Source organism: Alcanivorax jadensis T9, from assembly GCF_000756655.1.
Lineage (GTDB): Bacteria > Pseudomonadota > Gammaproteobacteria > Pseudomonadales > Alcanivoracaceae > Alcanivorax > Alcanivorax jadensis.
The window spans coordinates 343,026-362,227 of sequence record NZ_ARXU01000003.1 but is presented as its reverse complement, the minus strand read 5'-3'; the positions used below and the strand labels follow the sequence as shown (position 1 = coordinate 362,227).

Genomic DNA, 19,202 nt, shown 5'->3' with positions numbered 1-19,202 from the left:
CCGTTAGAACTTCACCGTGATAGCACCGGAAAACACATGGACATCGCCATCAGCGGTTACCACTTCATAGGGGTTGGTCACACCGGGGCGGTTGGTGGTCAACTCGAAATCCCGTTCCTCCAGCTTCTGGAACTGGTAACCAAAATCAAGGCGCAGCGGATAAGCGAGGATCGGCGGGTTCTTGATAATCAGTGACGAGCCCACGCCGACAATCAATTTGTCGCTGTCCAGATAGTTCACGTCAGGGGTCTGGATGCTTTCCAGTGGGCTTTCCTGATACGCCACACCGCCGGAGAGGATCAGATGATCGTTCACCGTCCACTCTGCACCAATACGCGGCACCACGATATCCTTGAACTCAGCAAAAGCCTGGTCCTTAACGGTATCGCGGGCCAGCTCATCTTCCAGGTCACTCCAGTTCTGCTGTTCTACGGTGACGGCAGCCCGGAAATTATCAGTGAAGTGGTAAAGCAGACCGGCGCTGAAGATATCCGGCTGGTAGGAGTCGATGGTATCAATAAGCACGGTGATACCTGGATCAATAACGGTACCGGGGATAGTCAGATTGGATTCCACCGCTGTGCGGGCCTCGGTGTGCCCGCGGAATGCAAAGGCGGTTTCCAGACCGGTCCAGATGCCGCAGTCTTCCTTACCGCAGAAAACCTTGTCCCATTCCAGGTTCATGGAAAGCACGGGGCGGATGACCGGCTTGGCAGACACGGTCAGCTCTTCTCGCTGGGTTTCACCGGCCAGGTTGGCGCTGGCGATCAAGGTCGCTTCAGAACGCAGGGAAATGTGCGCGGAGGCACCGGTGGTAATCCCGTTGGCCAGTTCGAGGCCGCCACCGAGATTCAGGAACAATGGCTGTCGGCCGTAGTTGAAAAATTGGCCTTCCCGGTTGGTGCTGGAATCAAACGCCAGCATTTCCTCACCAAATTTTTCCACGCCGGCAATGATCGCGAAGTAGATCGGGTGTTCGAACTTGGTCATGTCGGTGAGATCGGTTTTCAGCGCAATGACCTGCTGCTGAGACATGGTGTCGTTAAGCACGTCACCATCACGAATCACGGATGGCGCGCCACCGTTGGGATTGCCCTGGCTGACGGCACGCAATTCTTGATCGCCATGCAACAAGCCAACTGTCAGTTCACCGCGGGGGTCTCGTGTCAGGTAGGCCGGGTTGTAGTAGAGCGCCGACGCCTGGGAGTTGAACATGGATAGGCCCATGGCTGTGCCCACATCGGCAGGAAGCAGGCCGTAGGTGCTGGCCGTATTGCCCATGGCAGCGAAAGCAGGGCTCGACAGGGCAGTGCTGAGAATGACAGCAGCTCCCCAGCGGGTAAGGGTCTTGGTAGTCATAGCGCTTCTCCGGCGTTTGTTATTAGGGTTCTCGCCTCAGGTTAAGCTCCCAGGCGACAGGAGAACAATACGTGAAGCTATGCAGCCTCTCGCCTATTCCCCCCTGTGTATATGCAATAAGTCAAACAAAACGACGGTGCCAGCGCCGTTGGCAAAAAGTTGGGAATAGTTGAGAAAAGTAGGTGGGAGCACCGATATTGTTACCCGATGTAACCGGGCGGTTTCGATTTACCCCAGCAACGGCGGGTATGTGAAGGGCAGGTAGAGCGCCCAAAGAAAGCCGGCCCAAAGGCCGGCAAGGATTTCATCGTCCGTAGATTACGGCTTGATGGGCTCCCCCAGCTATTGGAGTTTGACTCCGCCCGCCGGGGTTTTCAGGTAGATCTTCGGGCTCACGATCAGCACTGACAGTAACGTCACCGGCACGGCCAGGCGACAAAGCTGTAACGTATGCGCATGAATCGGGCTTCCCTGTCTGTCTCGGGTCAGCTCAGCCGTGCAGAGCGCCGGCGGGTCAGCACCATCACCGGGATCAGCCCCAGCAGTACCAGGGTCAACGCCGGTGCGGCGGCTCGTTGCCATTCCCCTTCGGCGGTCAGCTCGTAAATGCGGACTGCCAGGGTGTCCCAGCCGAAGGGGCGCAGCAGCAGAGTAGCGGGCATTTCCTTCATCACATCGATGCCCACCAGTAACAGCGCCGTGAGCAGACCCGGCAGCATCATCGGCACATAGACTCGGCGCCCCACTTCCGCAGAGGATGCCCCCAAGGTACGGGCGGCCTCCACCAGGCTTGGGCGGACCTGCTGCAGGGCGTTTTCCACTGGCCCGAAACCCACGGCCATAAAGCGGACCACGTAGGCCAACAGCAACGCGGCCAGGGTGCTGACCAGTACGATGCCCACCCCCAGATCCGCCAGCCAGCTTTCCACCGCGCTGAAGCTGATCATAATGCCCACCGCGAGCACCGAACCCGGCAAGGCGTAGCCCAGGGTCGCCAGCCGCACGGCCACAGATACCGAAGGCGACGGCTGATGCCGCTTCACCCAGGCCAGCCAGCCGGCCAGTGTCAGCACCAGCACGGCGGCCATGGTGCCGAGCAGGAAGGTACGCCAGATCAGGTTGAGAAAACGGGCATCCACCTGCATCAAGCCATTGTCGATCACCCAGTACAGCAAGCGACTGACCGGCAGCAGGAAGGCCAGGAACAGTACCGCAAAGGCAAACAGGGTTACCCCCCAGGCCAACCGCGGACGACTGCGCAAGGTCTGCCGACCGCCGATCTCGCTGTAACGGGCCCGGCTGCGACCACGCCGCTCCAGCCACAGCGCCACCACCACGAACAGCAATAACAGAGAGGCAAGCTGGGCGGCGGCCTGCAAGTTGAACAGGCCGTACCAGCTCTTGTAGATCGCCGTGGTAAAGGTATCGAAGTTGAAGATACTCACCGCACCGAAGTCGGCCAGGGTTTCCATCAATGCCAGCGCCAGACCCGCCGCGATGCCGGGGCGTGCCATCGGCAGGGCGACCCGGAAAAAGGCGGACGAGGCCGTATCACCAAGGATACGGGCCTGTTCCAGCACCGCCCGCCCCTGGGCCTCGAAGGCCAACCGGGCCAGCATGTAGACATAGGGATAGAGCACCAGGGAGAGGGTGATCACCACCCACAGGGGATGGCGGGCGCTGAAGTCCGGCAACACCGGCAGCCACTGGCGCAGGAAGGTCTGGATGGGGCCGGCGTAATCCAGCAGGTCCACCATCACGAACGCCAGCACATAGGCAGGCATGGCCATGGGCAGCAACAGCGCCCATTGCAGCCAGCGCCGCCCGGGGAATTCCAGGGTGGCCACACACCAGGCCAGGGAGACCCCGAGCAGCAGTACCCCAGCGGTTACCCCCACCATCAGGAACAGGGTATTGCCCACCAGACGCCACAGCACCGTGTCGAGCAGGTGCTGCCAGGTGGCCCACTGCTCCTGCTGCCAGGCGGCCAGCAGTACCACAATGGGCACCAGCACCAGCAAGGCCAGCAGCAGAACGCTGGCACCGCTGGCGGAAAGGGCTCCCCGTGTTCGCACCGGTTAGCGGTACCCGGCGCGATCCATCAGTTTGACGGCATCCACCTGCAGGGCGCCGGCCACACTGACGTTCAGATCATCCGATTTGAATTCCCCCCAGGAGGCCACTTCCTCGGCAGGCTCCACGGCGGCATTCACCGGGTATTCCATATTGCGGTCGGCCAGCAGTTTCTGGGCCTGCGGCTGGCTCATCCATTCCAGCAGGTCGCGGGCTTTTTGCGGGTGCGGCGCATGGCGGGTAATGCCGGCGCCGGAGATGTTCACGTGGACACCGCTGCTTTGCTGGTTGGCCCAGAACAGGGACAGGGGCAGCTGCGGATTGTCCTGCTTCATGCGGCCGAAGTAGTAGGTATTCACGATGCCCACATCACATTGCCCGGCGACGATGGCTTCCATCAGGGCGGTGTCGTTGGAGAACACGTCGGTGGCCAGATTCGCCACCCAGCCACGCACGATTTCCTCGGTTTTTTCTTCGCCAAGGCGCTTGATCATGGTTGCTACCAGGGACTGGTTGTAGACCTTCTTGGAGGTACGCAGGCACAGACGGCCCTTCCATTCCGGTTCCGCCAGCGCTTCGTAGCTGGACAGTGCCGCCGGGTCCACCCGGTCTGTGGAATACACCAGGGTGCGGGCCCGCACGGTCAGGCCGAACCAGCGATTTTCCGGGTCGGTCAGTTCCGTCGGCACATTGGCAGACAGTACCTGAGACTCCAGCGGTTGCAGCAAGTCCTTGTCCGCCGCATTCCAGAGGTTGCCGGCGTCCACGGTGATCAGCATATCCGCTGGAGAGCGCTCACCTTCCGCCTGCAAACGGGCAGTCAGGGCAGCGGCATTGTCAGTGATATAGCGGATTTTCACGCCGGTGGCTTCGGTATAGGCATCGAATACCGGCTTGATCAGATGGTCATTCCGCGAGGTATAGACCACCAGTTCTTCTTCGGCGGCGGGTTCGGAGCAGGCCCACAGCCCGGTAAGCATGACAGCGGCGGCGGCCAGAAACGCAACGGCTCGCATAGTAGAGGACTCCATCAAATGCACAAGGAAACAAGAATGATTCTTAATTGAGGCGCAAGTATGGCAGGATTTTATGCCAAGCTCTAGCCTGATTTGCGCACCTCACGCACCCGGATATTGGGGTCTTGCGCGTGCCGGCAAATCCGCACCGCGGCCCATGGCCTGGCTGGCAAAGAGTCGCTTGAGCGGCCCGCCCTGATTGACCCAGCGCATGCCTGTGTTGCGCAGCCAGCGCACCGGCAGGGCTCGCTGGCCAAACAAGTGCTGAAACCCGCGCATGGCATTCTGCATGATCAGGTTCTCACCGCGGCGCCGACGCTGATATCGGGCAAGGGCCGCGCTGTCCGCACAGGAACGCCCGCTGCCAACGGCTCGCTCCACCTCTTCCGCCAGCACCGCCGCGTCCAGCAGGCCCAGGTTGACGCCCTGCCCCGCCAGCGGATGAATCACGTGGGCGGCATCGCCCACCAGCGCCAGGCCCGCTGCTACATAGCTGCTGGCATGTCGCTCCTGGATGGGGAACACCGCCCTGTCGCTGAGCAGCGCCACCTCGCCGAGCGCATCACCGACGCCCGCTTGCAGTTCGGCAGCAAAATCCGCCGGCGCCTTTTCTCGCAGTTGAGCAATACGCTCCGGCCAGCCAGACCAGACAATGGAACACTGCCGCTGCTCACCCTGCTGCGGGTCACTGTAAAGCGGCAGCAGCGCCAACGGCCCGGATTCCATGAACACCTGGCGAGCGCAGGCATCATGGGGCAGCGCAGTAGAGATGGTGGCCACCAGCGCATGATGGCCACTGTCGCGGGCACCGCCACTGATACCGGCCCAGTCCCGCACCCGGGAGCGGGCGCCATCGGCCCCCACCAACAGATCCGCCTGCCAGCTCTGGTCCCCGGCGCGCACCTGCCAGCCACCTTCCTCACGGCGGGCGCTGTCCACCGCTGCATTGCAGCGCCAGTCCAGATTGGCAAAGTCCGCCGCCCGCCGGTAAAGCGCCGCCGCCAGGTGACCGTTTTCCAATAGCCAGCCCAGGGACTGCGCGCCCACCTCTTCCGCACGGAACAGCACTTCGCCGGTGCCATCCTGATCCCACACCTGCATGGCGTCGTAGGGCTGCACCCGGCTCATGTCCAGATGCTCCCAGACGCCGCTGTTTTGCAGCAACCAGTAACTGGCCTCAGTGAGCGTGGACACCCGCAACTGGGCCGGCCCGGAGGGCATCACCGGCGCCGGCGCCCCATCCAGCACGGTCACATCCAGCCCCTGCTCCGCCAGCAACACCGCCAGCAAGCCCCCGGTCATACCACCGCCGACGATGACGATATGTTGGGAATCAGGCTGTTCTGTCATGGCCGCATTCTTCAAAGGTCGATGCTCGCTGTTGATATGTAGGAGCGCCGCTTGAGGCGCGAAGAGCTTGCAGCGCTTGATATAGGTAAGTTGACAATGCAAGCGCAGCAGCACGCGTTAAGTAGAGCGTGAACATTCGCGCCTCAAGCGGCGCTCCTACACGGCTTCGTAGCCAGGGTTTCGTTATCAATTATCCATTCTCAATTATCAATTGCCTTTTCAAAGCCCCATGGCCCGCCGCGCAAACCCCTGACGCAGGCCGGGCAGAATATCCATGGCCACCAGCCCCAGCTGCCGACTGTGCGCAAACAACGGTTGCTGGACCCGGAACATTTCCGGCACCCAGCGCGAGGCCTGGCTGATCAAGGCCTGGTCCTGCTCCCGGCGCTGCACGTATTGCTGCAACAGGGACAGTTTTCCCGGTGCCGACGCGCCGCCCACGGTACATGCCAGCTGAACCAGATCGCGGACGGTCAGATTGAAACCCTGGCCTGCCACCGGGTGCAGGGTGTGGGCGGCATTGCCTACCACCACACCGAAGGGCACCGCCTGGGCACAGGCATGGGTGAGTATCAGCGGGTAACGCTGACGTTCGCCGATGCCGGTAATCCGGGGCGCCTCTGCCGGGCATTGCTGCTGCAACTGCTTCAGCAAAGCACCGGACTCCATTTCCATCCAGGCATCCACCTGATCACGGGGGCCGGTCCAGACCAGGCCAAAACGGCGGTCCGGCAGCGGCAACAGCGCCAACGGCCCATCGTTGAGAAAGCGCTCGTAGGCAATACCCTGGTGGTCACTGGCCAGTGACAGGTTGGCGATCATGGCATCGTGGCCGGTATCGCTGTCCCGGGCGCTCACTCCCAGCCATTCGCGGGTACGCGACTTGGCACCATCCGCAGCGATCAGCAACGGCGTGGTCAGGGTGCGGCCGGATTCCAGGGTAGCCTCATAGCCATCTGCCAGACGGCGAATGGCGCTAAGCCGTTCCGGTGCCAGCACCTGGATAGCGGCATCCGCATACAGGGCCCGCAACAACACAAAACCCAGCCAGCGGTTTTCCACCACCGCCCCCAGCGCCGGCACCCCTTCTTCGCTGGCGCGCAGGCGGGTGATGCCGAGTCGCGAGCGGCGAGATACGTGCACGGTATCGATAGCGGCGGCATGTTCACGAATGGCCTCGGCCAATCCCAACTCATCCAGTACCGACAGGGTGCCGGCGGACAGCGCGGTGCTGCGCGCATCGAAGCTGGGCGTCAGCGGCGGTTCATCGGGCAGGGTCAGAGGATGGCTTTCCACCAGCGTCACCGCCGACGCACCGTGATGCCGCAACAACAAGGCCAGCAACGCCCCGGCCATGCCACCGCCGACGATAAGAATGGGGTCTTGCCTCTGTTCCGTCATCCAGGTTTCCCGAAACCATATAAGGGGTATCTGCAGGAGCGTATTAGCACCGGTTTTCGCTGTTAACTATTCACTATTAACTGTTAACTGCTTTTTTCATCACCGCTTCGATATCCGCTACTTCCTTCGGCACTTCATGGCTAAGCACATCACAGCCGTCTTTGGTCACCACCACATCATCCTCAATGCGGATACCGATGCCGCGCCACTGTTCGTCCACGCTGTCGTCGTCCGGCGCCACATACAGCCCAGGCTCCACGGTCAGCGCCATGCCCGGCTCCAGTTGCCGCCACTGTTCCTGCACCCGGTAGTCGCCCACATCATGCACATCCAGCCCCAGCCAGTGACCGGTGCGATGCATGAAGAAGCGGCGGTAAGCTTCGGTTTCCACCACCTCGTTGAATTCACCTTTGAGCAGTCCCAGATCCAGCAGACCCTGGGTGAGGATATGCACCACTTTTTCGTGGGGGACATTCCAGTGATTGTCCGGATGGGTAGCCTCAATAGCCGCATGCTGGCTGGCCAGCACCAGTTCGTACAAGGCTTGCTGCGGTTTGCTGAAGGTACCGCTCACCGGGAAGGTACGAGTGATGTCCGAGGCATAGTTCTCCAGCTCGCAACCGGCATCCACTAGCACCAGGTCGCCGCTTTTCAGCTTCTGGCTGTTTTCGATGTAGTGAAGGATGCAGCCATTGGCACCGCCACCGACAATACTCGGGTAGGCGGGACTGCGTGAGCCGTTGCGCATGAATTCGTGGATGTATTCCGCTTCCAGCTGGTATTCCATCATGCCCGGTTTGACCGCCTGCATGGCGCGCACATGGGCACCTGCGGAAATGCTGGCAGCGCGGCGCATCAACTTGATTTCAGCGGCGCTCTTGAACAGGCGCATGTCGTGCAGATGGTGGGCCAGGGCAACGAACTCTCCGGGCGGCTGGGCACCGGAACGGACCCGCTCACGAATACTGTTGACCCAGCCCATCAGACGGCGGTCGAATTCCGCATCGTGGCCCAGGTCGTAGTAGACTCGCTCACGGCCTTCGATCAGCCCCGGCAGGATCTCGTCGATGTCCCCGATGGGAAAGGCATCGTCCGCATCGAAGTCGCTCACCGCACCATCCGGCCCAGCCCGGTAGCCGTTCCAGATTTCCATGGCCCGATCGCGCTCGCGGCAGAACAGCACATACTCGCCGTGCTCCCGGCCAGGCAGCAGCACCATGATCGCTTCTGGTTCGCCAAAACCGGTGAGGTACCAGAAATCGCTGTTCTGCCGGTAGGGGTATTCCACATCCCGATTACGGGTGCGTTCCGGGGCAGCCGGCAGAATGGCAATGCTGTTGGGCCCCATGATACCCATCAGCTCCTGGCGGCGACGATCGAATTCCTGGCGGTTGATACTCAAGAGCACTCCTTGGTAATGGCAGCGATAACGGCGATTCTCAGTGCCGGGTAGGTGGCGTTTGCGGCGCAGGTGCCGGCTTGTCCTGGTTGCGCATGACCAGCTCAGTGTAAATCATCAGCGCTGCCATCCGGCAATGCTCCGCCACCTGCTCGAACATATCTTCCTGCTCGTCCCCGTCATCGTCCGGCGTGGCCACCTGACTGATCGCTGCCAGGTCGGACAAGGCTTCCTGGATACCCGGCGACAGGTCCTTGTCATGGGTGTTGGCCGATCCGGTACCGAATCCCACCAGAAAGCCTTCGCACCACTGGGCCACTGCCGCCACACGCAGGCCCAGCTCTTCTTCATCGCCGGGCAGCAACAGCGCCAGATCGAGGCCGGTACCCTGGAACCCTTCGTGGAGCTGATCACGCAATGAAAGCAGTGCCACCGAGAGAGCGCCGTCAAAGCCACCATCAATATCCGTATGGGCCGCCAGTACGCCCATCACTTCTTCATCGTGACCGCCATGGCCAGTGGCCAGCAGCCCCGCCATCAAACCTTGCAGTTCACTGGGGGAATGGGCCACACCGGCGGCAGCCAGGCCCTGGGCCAGGGCTTCAAAATCAATCGGGTTGGACATGACTCTATCCGTTTTGCGGGAATGGGAAGGTTATCTCGGCCCCTGTCAGGACGCCGCACAGCTTCTCAGGCAGCCCGTGAATAATGTGCGCTAAGTGGCTACCACTATTGAATTTCGTTGACCCTTGCAAACCCCACACCTATAGTTGAAACAACCTGTAATCCGGGTGGGAATGCCATTGCCGGAAAATACCGGCAGGGTGAGGGCCAATAAACAGGCTCTACGGGAACGCCGGGCCGAGAAAGGTCCACACCTTAGGCGAACAGCGTACATTTTGCCATGACGACGGAACAACAACTACGGCAACTGGAAGCCCGCGTCGATGACCTGCTGCGCATCAGTGCGCGCCTGCGTCAGGAAAACCAGTCCTTGCATGAACGCGAGGCCAAGCTGGTGGAAGAACGCGCCCAACTGCTGAAAAAAAACGATGTGGCTCGCAACAAGGTCGAAGCCATTATTTCGCGTCTGAAATCCCTGGAGCAGGAGTCCTGAGCGTGACATCCTGCCTGACACTGATCCACAGCCAATGCGGTGCCCTCGGCCATGTCTAACGAAAACTCCCTGGTAATTCATCTACTGGACAAGGAGTATCGCGTCGCCTGCCCCGCCGGTGAGCAGGACAACCTGCTGGCCGCCGCCCGCTATCTGGACAAACAACTGCGTGAAGTCCGCGATGCCAATGTGATCGGCCTGGAACGCATTGCCATCATGACCGCCCTGAACATGAGCCACGAATTGCTCAACGCCCGCAAGGCGGTATCCGAAGACTCCGAAAGCGAAGCCCGCGTCCAGGCCCTGCTCACTCGCCTGGAAGACGAAATCCAGGCCTTCGAAGACGCCCGCCGCAAGCTGTAGTCTCTTCCCTCCACGTTTCTACCCCCCCCTGTAGGAGCGCGGCTTGAGGAGCGAACCGAGCCTTGGCGAGGAAAAGCCCCGACCAACACGCATCCCTTTCTGGAAAGACCTGTCGATCCCCGGCATCCCTGATCGCCCTGCGGGCGATTTCCACGCTGACGCGTGGTTCGTCCCCTGGAAGGGAACTCCTACAGCGACTCCGAGTAAAGGCCAACGAAATCCTTTCCCTGTCAAGTCCTGACCTGCCCCCGATACCACTGTTATACTGCACCCGAGTGCTTCCTGGCCCGTTCGCCAGAGGGTCATGTCCCCGAGCCGATAAAGTAATACCCGGGGGCAAATATTGCCCTGCCTGTGTGCATGTCCGCCTATTGAGCGGAAAGCCTGAAGGTGGGGTTGCTGCCTCCACCTTGAACCTGCGGTTCAAGGGTCAAACCCGCAGCGGCGGACCGGGAAGCACCCTTTATTTCTGCATTGGCCAGCCCATGACCGCAGCTACGCGGCGGCAACTGCGCCGCCAGTTCCGACAGCAACGCCGCTCCCTGACTCCTGGCCAGCGCCGCCGGGCCAGCCACCGTGTCGGAGCTCAGCTGGATCAGGCACTAGGCCATCGCCCGGCCCGCCATCTGGCGCTGTATCTGGCCAACGACGGCGAGCTCGATCTGCTACCCGGGCTCGACCACAACCGCTTCCAGCTTGCCACTACCTACCTGCCACGCCTGGACCCGATCCGCCGTGGCCACCTGCAGTTTCGCCTCTGGCAGCGGCACCACCCCATGCGCCCCAACCATTACGGCATTGCCGAACCGGCACACCACTATCGGGGTCGGGCGTTGTGGGCACTGGACGTGATTCTGCTGCCTGCAGTGGCGTTTGACGCCTGCGGCTATCGGCTAGGCATGGGGGGAGGGTATTACGACCGCACGCTGGCAGAGCTGGCGCGCAGGCCAAGGCGACCCATACTGGTGGCGGTGGGTTATGACTTTCAAAAGGTTACGGAGGGAACGCTACCGGTAGCCCCGTGGGACCAACCGGTAGATCTGACTGTTACTACTGGATGTGACTGACAACAACGCCGGCGCTATCTGCGTAGCGTTGGTAATCGTTTTCGTTGCCGCCGTAGGTCAGGCTGCTGATCAGCACGCCCAAGCCGAATATCACAGCCAGTAGCACCAGGGCGTCCGGCTTCTTCTTCATTTTTCTATCCCCAAAAAGCGGTACAGCAATACTCAAAGCGACCCGAAAGTCGTAACAAGAGTGTCACCTTAAAGCTATTACAAAATGTAAAATGCCAACCGGGTCAAAATTTGATCATTTCGCAATGTAAAGTCAAGCACTTAGCCGGCTTTGCTGACGTTTCTTAACAAAAAGGCCCATTAACTGGCTAAAAACACCCGCTTTAAACGCAAATAGTGATTGTGCCAACTATTTCAGTTCTGGCCTTCCAGCAAAGTCGCCATGGAGTGACCGAACCACCGCTATTTAGTTCAGTGTTAGTCCAGAAACAGGCGGTAGGCCGGGTTGTCGCTTTCCTCGACCATGGGATAAGGCACCTTTTTGAGATCAGCAAGCAGTCGGGAATACTTCCCGGCCTCCACCTGAAAGCCCACCAACACCCGGCCATAGGCCGCGCCATGGTTACGGTAATGGAACAGGCTGATATTCCACTTCTCTCCCAGGGACTGGAGAAACTTCATCAGGGCACCGGGGCGTTCGGGAAATTCCACCCGGAACAGCCTTTCCTGCATATCCTGGCGTGGCGCATGCCCTCCTACCATATGGCGGATGTGCAACTTGGCCATTTCGTTGCCGCTCATATCCACCACTGGGTAACCACGCTCCTCCAGGTCTGCCATCAAGGCCTGAAGGGCTTCCCCGCCCGGTCGCAGCTGGATGCCCACAAATATGTTGGCATCCCGGTCATCGCTGTAACGGTAGTTGAACTCGGTAATACCACGCCGACCCAGGGCCTGGCAGAAAGCACGAAACGCACCAGGGCGTTCGGGAATGGTCACCGCCAGAATAGCCTCGCGCTGTTCACCCAGCTCCGCCCGCTCTGACACATGGCGCAGACGGTCGAAATTCACATTGGCGCCACTCTGAATCGCCACCAGGGTCTGGTTTTCCACCTGGTGTTTGGCTACCCAGTTCTTCAGACCGGCCAGGGCCAACGCGCCGGCGGGCTCGCAGATGGCCCGGGTATCCTCGAAGGCATCCTTGATGGCCGCACAGATTTCATCGGTGGTGGCGGTAATCACTTCATCCACGTGGTGACGCAGGATCTTGAAGGTTTCCTTGCCAATCTGTTTCACCGCCACGCCATCGGCAAACAACCCCACCTCAGGCAGGATTGCACGGCGATTTTTCTCAAGCGCCACCTTCAGGCAGGCGGCATCTTCCGGTTCTACCGCGATGATTTTCACATCCGGGCGCACATATTTCACATAGGCCGCCACACCGGCGGCCAGCCCCCCGCCGCCCACAGGGATAAAGATGGCATCCAGGTCGCGACTTTGCTGACGCAGGATTTCCATACCGACCGTGCCCTGCCCGGCAATCACATCCGGATCGTCATAGGGGTGCACAAAGGTCAGGTTGTCACGCGCTTCCAGCTTGCGGGCATGAGCGAGAGCCTCATCGAAACTGTCGCCGTAGAGCACCGCCTTTCCACCATGATTGCGCACCGAGTTCACCTTGATGTCCGGCGTAGTGCGCGGCATCACGATGGTAGCCTTGATACCCATGGAACTGGCTGCCAGCGCCAGCCCCTGAGCATGGTTGCCGGCGGAGGCACAGATCACCCCGCGCTGAAGCTGCTCATCGTTGAGCTGACAAAGCTTGTTATAGGCGCCGCGCAGCTTGAAGGAAAACACCGGCTGCAGGTCTTCCCGCTTGAGCAACACCCGGTTGCCAATACGCTTGGAAATCAACGGCGCCGCATGGATGGGGGTTTCCACCGCCACGTCGTAGACGCGGGATTGCAGTATCCGTTTGACGTATTTATCCAGCATGGGGAGTTCCGGGTTGGTGTTTGGTGCGCAGAAGGGTCTAGTCTAGGGGCTGGCCGGGATAAATGCGATAGGTCGGGACTCTCCAGGGTCGAGTCATCGCCACGCCTGCCCTATAATTCCCGCACATTTCTTTTACCCGCACGACAGGACAATTTCATGGACCAGGATGCGCTGAAAAAACAGGTCGCCGAGGCGGCGCTCCGCTTTGTACCCGAGGGCGAAGTCATCGGCGTGGGGACCGGCTCCACCGCCAACTTCTTCATCGACGGCCTGGCCAGCCTGAAAGACCGCATCAAGGGTGCCGTGGCAAGCTCCGACGCCACCGCAGAACGACTCAAGAGTCACGGCATTCCGGTGTTGTCACTGAACGACGTGGACAGCTTGCCGGTGTATGTGGACGGCGCCGATGAAGTAAACGGCCATCGGGAAATGATCAAGGGCGGTGGCGGCGCACTGACTCGCGAAAAAATTGTCGCCGCTGTGGCCCGACAGTTTATCTGTATTGTTGATGGGTCCAAGCAAGTAAAACGGCTGGGGAAATTCCCGCTACCGGTGGAAGTGATCCCCATGGCGCGTTCCCATGTGGCTCGTAAACTGGTCGCTCTGGGTGGTCAGCCAGAGTACCGGGAAGACTTTGTTACCGACAACGGCAACATCATTCTCGACGTGCACAATCTGGATATTCTTAATCCCATCGAGACGGAAGAGAAAATCAATAATATTGTCGGCGTGGTTACCAATGGGCTGTTTGCCAAACGGCCTGCCGACGTGGTGCTGGTGGGCGAGAACGGCAGCGTCAATCAGTATTAAATTCTGTATTTCAAGCAATAAAAAAGGGCCGCAAATTGCGGCCCTTTTTTTCGCAAAGCGAATGACTTAATCCCAGAAGTTGAACCAGGCTTTTTCGCTGGCGTTCTCTTTGGCATTGGCATTCACATTTGCGTTAGCCTTGGCACCGTTGCCATTGACTTCGGCACTGGCATTAACGTCGGCTTCAGCGTTGGCCTTGGCGGCTTCCTTCATGTCTTCAGCAGCTTCACGCTCTGCTTCCATGCGATCTTCTGCGGCTTCGCGCTCTGCTTCAGCACGCTCTTTGGCTGCTTCTTTTTTGGCTTCAGCCTCTTCCTTCATGGCTTCTTTCTTGGCCTTGGCCTCTTCTTTCTTTGCTTCAGCCTTCTCTTTGGCAGCTTCCTTGCGAGCCTTGGCCTCTTCCTTCATTTGTTCGGCTTTGGCTTTGCCTGCATCACGCTGATCACGAACAGACTGCTCGGTGGCTTTGGCATCCGCTTCGGCGTTAACAGCAGCGTTGATACCCGCGTTCAGGTCGGCTACTGCTACCTGACTCATCATTGCGGCACCGGCGGTCATCGCCAGAATCAGTTTCTTATCCATGCTTTGTCTCCTTGAAACAACAATCAAAAGGCATATTGCCAATATGTGACGCTACCATCGGGAAATTTGCGTCACAGCTCAAGTAACAAAGCGTAAAATCGATAATCAGTCGAGATATTGATCGATAATCGCGAAAATTTTCCGGCGAAACCCCTCATCCTCGTTAACCAGCTGATGGCGCGCTCCTGGCAGCATATGAATATGCGGATCCTGGAATTTTTCCTGAATTACCTTCAAGTTATAACGCCAGTCGACGGTTTCATCCATGTCCCCCTGTATCACCACCGGCGATATCTTTATTCGTGATGCTTTCTCAAAACCCGGCAGCCATTTTTTCAACGCGGATACCCAGACTGCCGACATCCGGCGCGCCTGCAGCGGATCCTGATTTTCAAGAAAATCCAGAAAATCCGGGTCATTGGAGTTGATGGTGAAAACCCGTTTGATACTGCGAGCAAAGGGACGGATAAACGTATGTAGCCAGCGCGCCGACGACCACTTGAACGGCCGTACCAGTGGCGCCAGCAGGATCACATGCTCAAAAGGGTTGGCATCGCCGTCACCGCGACTTAACAGGTAGTCCATCACGATGGCGCCGCCAGTGCTCTGGGCGATTACATGCCAGGGCCCGGGAAAGTGGTTATCCGCCAGCGCCAGACATTGCTCGAGCACATCCCGGTAGGTACGAAAATCATCGATCACCGCCTGGGGGCCGGAACTGAGACCATGGCCGGGCAGGTCATACGCCAGCACCGCATAACCCAGCTCCAGCACATGACCAATGATATGGCGGTACAGGCCCACGTGGTCGAAGTAGCCGTGGCAGACCAGCACGGTGCCGCGCGGCTCCCTAGGGCGCCAGGCATGCACCGACAGCTGGTGACCGGCAGCCTCGAAATAACCGAAGCCATGCTCCAGATCCGGCAGGCGCTCTGCGAAATTCAGGCCATAGTATGCAACGTAGCGCCGGGTGGATTCACTGAGCGGATCAAACGCTTCCCAGTTGAGGGGCTGCCACTGCTGAACAATATGCTCACGGTCGAAAGGATTTGCCATAGCCGGTAAGAGGTCTCCACGGTTTACTCACGGCGGCTTCTGATAATACGGCGCCAGGAGGACGCACACCATGCACCTGACCGCCGATACTCTCAAGGACCTGCCACGCCAACAACGGGTCAACCTGATCAACAGCCTGTCCGGCTTCAAGAGCGCAAACCTGCTGGGCACCCGCGCCAGTAATGGCCAGGAGAACCTGTCCATTGTCAGCTCCTGCTTCCATCTGGGCGCCGACCCGGCCCTGATCGGCATGATCATTCGCCCCCACTCCGTGGACCGGCACAGCCTGGAGTACCTAATGGAAACCGGCTTCTATACGCTCAACCAGGTGCATGGCGACATGGTGCCTGCCGCCCACCAGACCGCCGCACGCTACCCGCGCGAGGTGTCCGAGTTCACGGCCACCGGTCTGACGCCGGCTTACCTGCCTGATTTCCCGGCACCGTTTGTGGAGCAGGCACGCATCCGCCTGGGCATGGTGCTGCTGGAAACCCACACACTGCAGATCAACGACACCGTGATGGTGATTGGCGCCATCGAACATATCCAGTTGCCCGGCTATGCCCTCGGCAGTGACGGTTATGTGGATATTGAGAAAGCCGGGACGGTGGCCCTGTCAGGCCTGGACAGTTATCACCTGACCCACCGCCAGGCACGCTGGAGCTACGCCAAACCGGACCAACCCCTGAATCGCCTGGAGCCGGTCAACCCAGGCAGCGATCAGGGTTAGCCATGCCAGGGAAACTATTGCACCCTGTCGGGGACTAATTGACGACCCAATACCGCGTCATCGAGAAGGACCCGATATGCAAACACCAAAGCTATCCTTGCTGGCAGGCGCCGCCATCGCTCTTGCCGCCTGCAGTAGTCACCCGCAAGGAACCACTGCCATGGTAACCAGCGAGCAACTTCAGGGCAGCGCCTGGCAAGTTAATAACCTCAATGGTTCTGACGTGGGCGACGCGCTGGTTACCCTTAACTTCCACGAACCCGGTCGACTGGCTGGCAAAGCCGCCTGCAACAATTACATGGCCAGCTATACGCTGGAGGATGACAGTTTCACGGTGAAGACCGGTGGCGTCACCATGATGGCCTGCCCACAGCCGCTGATGAAACTGGAGCAGCAGTTTCTGGATGCCCTGGAAGGAGTCAACCAGGCCGATATCAGCGAGGACGGGCAACTGATCCTCAGCGGCACTGACGAGGTAAGGATCGAAGCTTCCCGTCAGAAATAACCGCGCCAGATACAACAAGGCCCCGCATTGCGGGGCCTTGTTGTGATACCGGTGCTGTTTTGGCGCACTGGATTACTTGACGCGCGGATCCAGCTCGCCGGCTTCGTAGCGCATGAACATGCTTTCCAGGCTGATCGGCTTGATCTTGTCCGCATTGCCGGCGGTGCCAAAGGCCTCGTAACGGTCAATACAGATATCACGCATGGCGGTGATGGATTCTTTCAGGTACTTGCGCGGGTCGAATTCGGCCGGGTTATGGGCCAGGAAACGACGAATCGCACCGGTGGACGCCAGGCGCAGATCGGTATCGATGTTCACCTTGCGCACGCCGTGTTTGATGCCTTCCTGAATCTCTTCCACCGGCACCCCGTAGGTCTCCGCGATCTCGCCACCGTACTCGTTGATGATGGCCAGCCAGTCCTGCGGTACGGAGGAAGAACCGTGCATTACCAGGTGAGTATCCGGGATGCGCTTGTGGATCGCCTTGATCTGCTCGATGGCCAAAATGTCACCGGTGGGCGGACGGGTGAACTTGTAGGCACCGTGGCTGGTGCCGATAGCGATCGCCAGGGCATCCACCTTGGTTTGCTTGACGAAGTCCGCCGCCTCTTCCGGATCGGTGAGCATCTGATCGTGGCTCAGGGTCCCTTCGGCACCAATACCATCTTCTTCACCGGCCTGGCCGGTTTCCAGGGAGCCAAGACAACCCAGCTCGCCTTCCACGGAGACGCCACAGGCGTGGGCCATGGCCACCGCTTCCTGGGTCACGCGCACGTTGTAGTCGTAATCCATCGGCGTCTTGCCATCTTCACCCAGAGAACCGTCCATCATCACCGAGGAGAAGCCCAGCTGGATGGAACGCTGACACACGGAGGGGCTGGTGCCGTGATCCTGGTGCATCACCACCGGGATATGCGGAAACTCTTCGGTGGCCGCCAGAATCAGATGACGCAGGAAAGGGGCACCGGCATATTTCCGGGCGCCGGCGGAGGCCTGCACAATCACCGGGGAATTGGTCTGGTCCGCGGCTTCCATGATGGCGCGCATCTGTTCCACGTTATTGACGTTAAAGGCCGGTACGCCATAGCCATATTCGGCGGCGTGATCCAGCAACTGTCGCATGCTTACGAGTGCCATTGTGTTTCCCCTTCGGTTCCGTGGGCAGCGATGCTGCCCGTTTCCTGTTCAGTCATTGCAAAGACCGCCGCAGCGACCTTTTCTTCAGTCTTTCGCCCGCGCTTCCAGCATGGCTACCGCCGGCAACACCTTGCCTTCCACGAATTCCAGAAAGGCACCGCCACCGGTTGAGATGTAGCTGATGCGATCGGTAATACCGTACTTGTCCACCGCTGCCAGAGTGTCACCGCCACCAGCAATGGAGAAGGCATCAGAGTCGGCAATGGCTTCTGCCATTTCCTTGGTGCCCTCGCCAAACTGGTCAAACTCGAACACACCCAGCGGGCCATTCCAGATAATGGTCTTGGCTTCCTTCATCAGCGCCGCGACGATGTGGGCAGTCTGCGGGCCAATATCCAGAATCAAGTCATCGTCGGCCACCTCTGCCACCTTCTTGGCAGTCGCTTCAGCGGATTCGGCAAATTCCTTGGCGGTAACCACATCCACCGGGATCGGGATATGGACCTTGTCGGCAATTTTCTGCGCCGCCGGAATCAGGTCTTTCTCATAAAGGGATTTGCCTACCGGGTGGCCGGCCGCCGCCAAGAAGGTGTTGGCTATACCGCCGCCCACTACCAACTGGTCCACCACATCGGACAGGGATTCCAGCACTTCCAGTTTGGTGGACACCTTGGAGCCCCCAACAATCGCCACCAGCGGTTTTTCCGGTGCGTTCAGCGCCTTGCCCAGGGCATCCAGCTCATTGGCCAGCAGCGGCCCGGCACAGGCTACCGGAGCAAACTTGCCCACACCATGGGTAGACGCCTGGGCCCGGTGAGCGGTACCAAACGCGTCCATGACATAGATATCACACAGGGCTGCCATCTTTTGTGACAGTGCCTCGTCGTCTTTTTTCTCGCCCTTGTTAAAGCGCACGTTCTCGCACAACACCACCTGGCCTTCTGCCACATCCACGCCGTCCAGCCACTCTTTTACCAGCGGCACGTCGCGATCCAGCAGCTTGCCCAGATGATCGGCCACCGGCTGCAGGGAAAATTCCTCGGCATACTCGCCTTCGGTGGGGCGGCCCAGATGGGACATCAGCATTACCCTGGCACCGGCCTTGAGTGCGTGCTCGATGGTGGGCAGGGAGGCGCGGATACGCGCGTCGCTGGTGACCTTGCCGTCTTTCACCGGCACGTTCAGGTCTTCACGGATAAGAACACGCTTGCCTGCCAGATCCAGGTCGGTCATGCGTTTGAAGTTCATGTCGTACTTACCTCATTCACGGCCACCCGCTCGGGTGCATCCATT

19 protein-coding genes and 1 other RNA gene are annotated in these 19,202 nt (G+C 59.6%); 7 read left to right on the top strand and 13 right to left on the bottom strand.

From position 1 onward, the window contains the following. Positions 1–3: 3 nt before the first annotated feature. The 7 genes from T9A_RS06335 to T9A_RS06305 form a co-directional block, all read right to left on the bottom strand. Positions 4–1,359 (bottom strand): outer membrane protein transport protein, encoded by a 1,356-nt coding sequence (locus T9A_RS06335; RefSeq protein ID WP_035246095.1) that lies wholly within the window; start codon positions 1,357–1,359, stop codon positions 4–6. Between the two features lie 485 nt (positions 1,360–1,844). Continuing rightward, positions 1,845–3,434, bottom strand: coding sequence for an ABC transporter permease (locus T9A_RS06330; protein WP_035246094.1), 1,590 nt, complete (start codon positions 3,432–3,434; stop codon positions 1,845–1,847). Between the two features lie 3 nt (positions 3,435–3,437). After that, positions 3,438–4,448: an extracellular solute-binding protein gene (locus T9A_RS06325; protein WP_035246092.1), complete on the bottom strand. Its 1,011-nt coding sequence runs from the start codon at positions 4,446–4,448 to the stop codon at positions 3,438–3,440. Positions 4,449–4,550: 102 nt separating this feature from the next. Further along, positions 4,551–5,798, bottom strand: coding sequence for an FAD-dependent monooxygenase (locus T9A_RS06320; protein WP_035246091.1), 1,248 nt, complete (start codon positions 5,796–5,798; stop codon positions 4,551–4,553). Between the two features lie 219 nt (positions 5,799–6,017). After that, positions 6,018–7,199 (bottom strand): FAD-dependent monooxygenase, encoded by a 1,182-nt coding sequence (locus T9A_RS06315; protein ID WP_035246089.1) that lies wholly within the window; start codon positions 7,197–7,199, stop codon positions 6,018–6,020. Between the two features lie 76 nt (positions 7,200–7,275). After that, positions 7,276–8,601, bottom strand: a complete 1,326-nt coding sequence (gene pepP, locus T9A_RS06310) for a Xaa-Pro aminopeptidase (protein WP_035246087.1) — start codon at positions 8,599–8,601, stop codon at positions 7,276–7,278. Between the two features lie 37 nt (positions 8,602–8,638). Further along, complete coding sequence (locus T9A_RS06305; RefSeq protein WP_035246085.1) at positions 8,639–9,223, bottom strand: UPF0149 family protein; 585 nt, start codon at positions 9,221–9,223, stop codon at positions 8,639–8,641. A gap of 279 nt (positions 9,224–9,502) precedes the next feature. Between T9A_RS06305 and T9A_RS06300 the strand changes: the two genes are divergently transcribed. The 4 genes from T9A_RS06300 to T9A_RS06290 all read left to right on the top strand — a co-directional run bounded on the left by T9A_RS06300 (position 9,503) and on the right by T9A_RS06290 (position 11,145). Beyond that, positions 9,503–9,715 (top strand): TIGR02449 family protein, encoded by a 213-nt coding sequence (locus T9A_RS06300; protein WP_035246082.1) that lies wholly within the window; start codon positions 9,503–9,505, stop codon positions 9,713–9,715. A 51-nt stretch (positions 9,716–9,766) separates the two neighbouring features. After that, positions 9,767–10,078, top strand: coding sequence for a cell division protein ZapA (locus T9A_RS06295; protein WP_035246081.1), 312 nt, complete (start codon positions 9,767–9,769; stop codon positions 10,076–10,078). A gap of 276 nt (positions 10,079–10,354) precedes the next feature. Then, a non-coding RNA gene (gene ssrS, locus T9A_RS16795) (6S RNA) lies at positions 10,355–10,538 on the top strand. Positions 10,539–10,563: 25 nt separating this feature from the next. After that, the gene (locus T9A_RS06290) at positions 10,564–11,145 is read left to right on the top strand and encodes a 5-formyltetrahydrofolate cyclo-ligase (protein WP_035246318.1); all 582 of its coding nucleotides are present in this window, start codon (positions 10,564–10,566) and stop codon (positions 11,143–11,145) included. On the opposite strand, the gene T9A_RS17030 is transcribed toward T9A_RS06290, so the two are convergent. Both T9A_RS17030 and ilvA read right to left on the bottom strand, forming a co-directional pair. Next, positions 11,129–11,275, bottom strand: coding sequence for a hypothetical protein (locus T9A_RS17030; protein ID WP_156964847.1), 147 nt, complete (start codon positions 11,273–11,275; stop codon positions 11,129–11,131). The genes T9A_RS06290 and T9A_RS17030 overlap by 17 nt on opposite strands. Before the next feature lie 296 nt (positions 11,276–11,571). After that, positions 11,572–13,089, bottom strand: coding sequence for a threonine ammonia-lyase, biosynthetic (gene ilvA, locus T9A_RS06285; protein WP_035246079.1), 1,518 nt, complete (start codon positions 13,087–13,089; stop codon positions 11,572–11,574). A 156-nt stretch (positions 13,090–13,245) separates the two neighbouring features. Here ilvA and rpiA point away from each other — a divergent pair, with 156 nt between their 5' ends. After that, positions 13,246–13,899 (top strand): ribose-5-phosphate isomerase RpiA, encoded by a 654-nt coding sequence (gene rpiA, locus T9A_RS06280; protein ID WP_035246077.1) that lies wholly within the window; start codon positions 13,246–13,248, stop codon positions 13,897–13,899. 66 nt (positions 13,900–13,965) lie between these two features. Here rpiA and T9A_RS06275 read toward each other — a convergent pair whose 3' ends face one another. Together T9A_RS06275 and T9A_RS06270 are read right to left on the bottom strand one after the other, a co-directional pair. Continuing rightward, positions 13,966–14,481 (bottom strand): hypothetical protein, encoded by a 516-nt coding sequence (locus tag T9A_RS06275; RefSeq protein ID WP_035246075.1) that lies wholly within the window; start codon positions 14,479–14,481, stop codon positions 13,966–13,968. A gap of 105 nt (positions 14,482–14,586) precedes the next feature. After that, positions 14,587–15,537 carry an alpha/beta hydrolase gene (locus tag T9A_RS06270; RefSeq protein WP_035246074.1) on the bottom strand — a complete coding sequence of 317 codons (951 nt, stop codon included), beginning with the start codon at positions 15,535–15,537 and terminating at the stop codon, positions 14,587–14,589. Between the two features lie 70 nt (positions 15,538–15,607). Between T9A_RS06270 and T9A_RS06265 the strand changes: the two genes are divergently transcribed. Together T9A_RS06265 and T9A_RS06260 are read left to right on the top strand one after the other, a co-directional pair. Beyond that, entirely contained in the window at positions 15,608–16,267 is a 660-nt protein-coding gene (locus T9A_RS06265) for a flavin reductase family protein (protein ID WP_035246073.1), read from the top strand. 76 nt (positions 16,268–16,343) lie between these two features. Continuing rightward, positions 16,344–16,772, top strand: coding sequence for an META domain-containing protein (locus T9A_RS06260; protein WP_035246072.1), 429 nt, complete (start codon positions 16,344–16,346; stop codon positions 16,770–16,772). Positions 16,773–16,844: 72 nt separating this feature from the next. Here the strand turns inward: T9A_RS06260 and fba are convergent, their stop codons facing one another. Together fba and T9A_RS06250 are read right to left on the bottom strand one after the other, a co-directional pair. Further along, the gene (fba, locus tag T9A_RS06255; protein WP_035246071.1) at positions 16,845–17,909 is read right to left on the bottom strand and encodes a class II fructose-bisphosphate aldolase; all 1,065 of its coding nucleotides are present in this window, start codon (positions 17,907–17,909) and stop codon (positions 16,845–16,847) included. A gap of 84 nt (positions 17,910–17,993) precedes the next feature. Beyond that, complete coding sequence (locus tag T9A_RS06250; RefSeq protein WP_035246070.1) at positions 17,994–19,157, bottom strand: phosphoglycerate kinase; 1,164 nt, start codon at positions 19,155–19,157, stop codon at positions 17,994–17,996. Positions 19,158–19,202 lie beyond the last annotated feature (45 nt).

Excerpts from the sequence above, each read along its gene's own strand:
- T9A_RS06320 (WP_035246091.1), bottom strand. The coding sequence starts at position 5,798 with ATGACAGAACAGCCTGATTCCCAACATATCGTCATCGTCGGCGGTGGT.
- T9A_RS06335 (WP_035246095.1), bottom strand. The coding sequence starts at position 1,359 with ATGACTACCAAGACCCTTACCCGCTGGGGAGCTGCTGTCATTCTCAGC.
- T9A_RS06265 (WP_035246073.1), top strand. The coding sequence starts at position 15,608 with ATGCACCTGACCGCCGATACTCTCAAGGACCTGCCACGCCAACAACGG.
- T9A_RS06250 (WP_035246070.1), bottom strand. The coding sequence starts at position 19,157 with ATGAACTTCAAACGCATGACCGACCTGGATCTGGCAGGCAAGCGTGTT.
- T9A_RS06315 (WP_035246089.1), bottom strand. The coding sequence starts at position 7,199 with ATGACGGAACAGAGGCAAGACCCCATTCTTATCGTCGGCGGTGGCATG.
- T9A_RS06260 (WP_035246072.1), top strand. The coding sequence starts at position 16,344 with ATGCAAACACCAAAGCTATCCTTGCTGGCAGGCGCCGCCATCGCTCTT.
- rpiA (WP_035246077.1), top strand. The coding sequence starts at position 13,246 with ATGGACCAGGATGCGCTGAAAAAACAGGTCGCCGAGGCGGCGCTCCGC.
- T9A_RS06325 (WP_035246092.1), bottom strand. The coding sequence starts at position 4,448 with ATGCGAGCCGTTGCGTTTCTGGCCGCCGCCGCTGTCATGCTTACCGGG.
- ilvA (WP_035246079.1), bottom strand. The coding sequence starts at position 13,089 with ATGCTGGATAAATACGTCAAACGGATACTGCAATCCCGCGTCTACGAC.
- T9A_RS06305 (WP_035246085.1), bottom strand. The coding sequence starts at position 9,223 with ATGTCCAACCCGATTGATTTTGAAGCCCTGGCCCAGGGCCTGGCTGCC.
- T9A_RS06290 (WP_035246318.1), top strand. The coding sequence starts at position 10,564 with ATGACCGCAGCTACGCGGCGGCAACTGCGCCGCCAGTTCCGACAGCAA.
- T9A_RS17030 (WP_156964847.1), bottom strand. The coding sequence starts at position 11,275 with ATGAAGAAGAAGCCGGACGCCCTGGTGCTACTGGCTGTGATATTCGGC.
- T9A_RS06300 (WP_035246082.1), top strand. The coding sequence starts at position 9,503 with ATGACGACGGAACAACAACTACGGCAACTGGAAGCCCGCGTCGATGAC.
- fba (WP_035246071.1), bottom strand. The coding sequence starts at position 17,909 with ATGGCACTCGTAAGCATGCGACAGTTGCTGGATCACGCCGCCGAATAT.
- T9A_RS06295 (WP_035246081.1), top strand. The coding sequence starts at position 9,767 with ATGTCTAACGAAAACTCCCTGGTAATTCATCTACTGGACAAGGAGTAT.
- T9A_RS06275 (WP_035246075.1), bottom strand. The coding sequence starts at position 14,481 with ATGGATAAGAAACTGATTCTGGCGATGACCGCCGGTGCCGCAATGATG.
- T9A_RS06270 (WP_035246074.1), bottom strand. The coding sequence starts at position 15,537 with ATGGCAAATCCTTTCGACCGTGAGCATATTGTTCAGCAGTGGCAGCCC.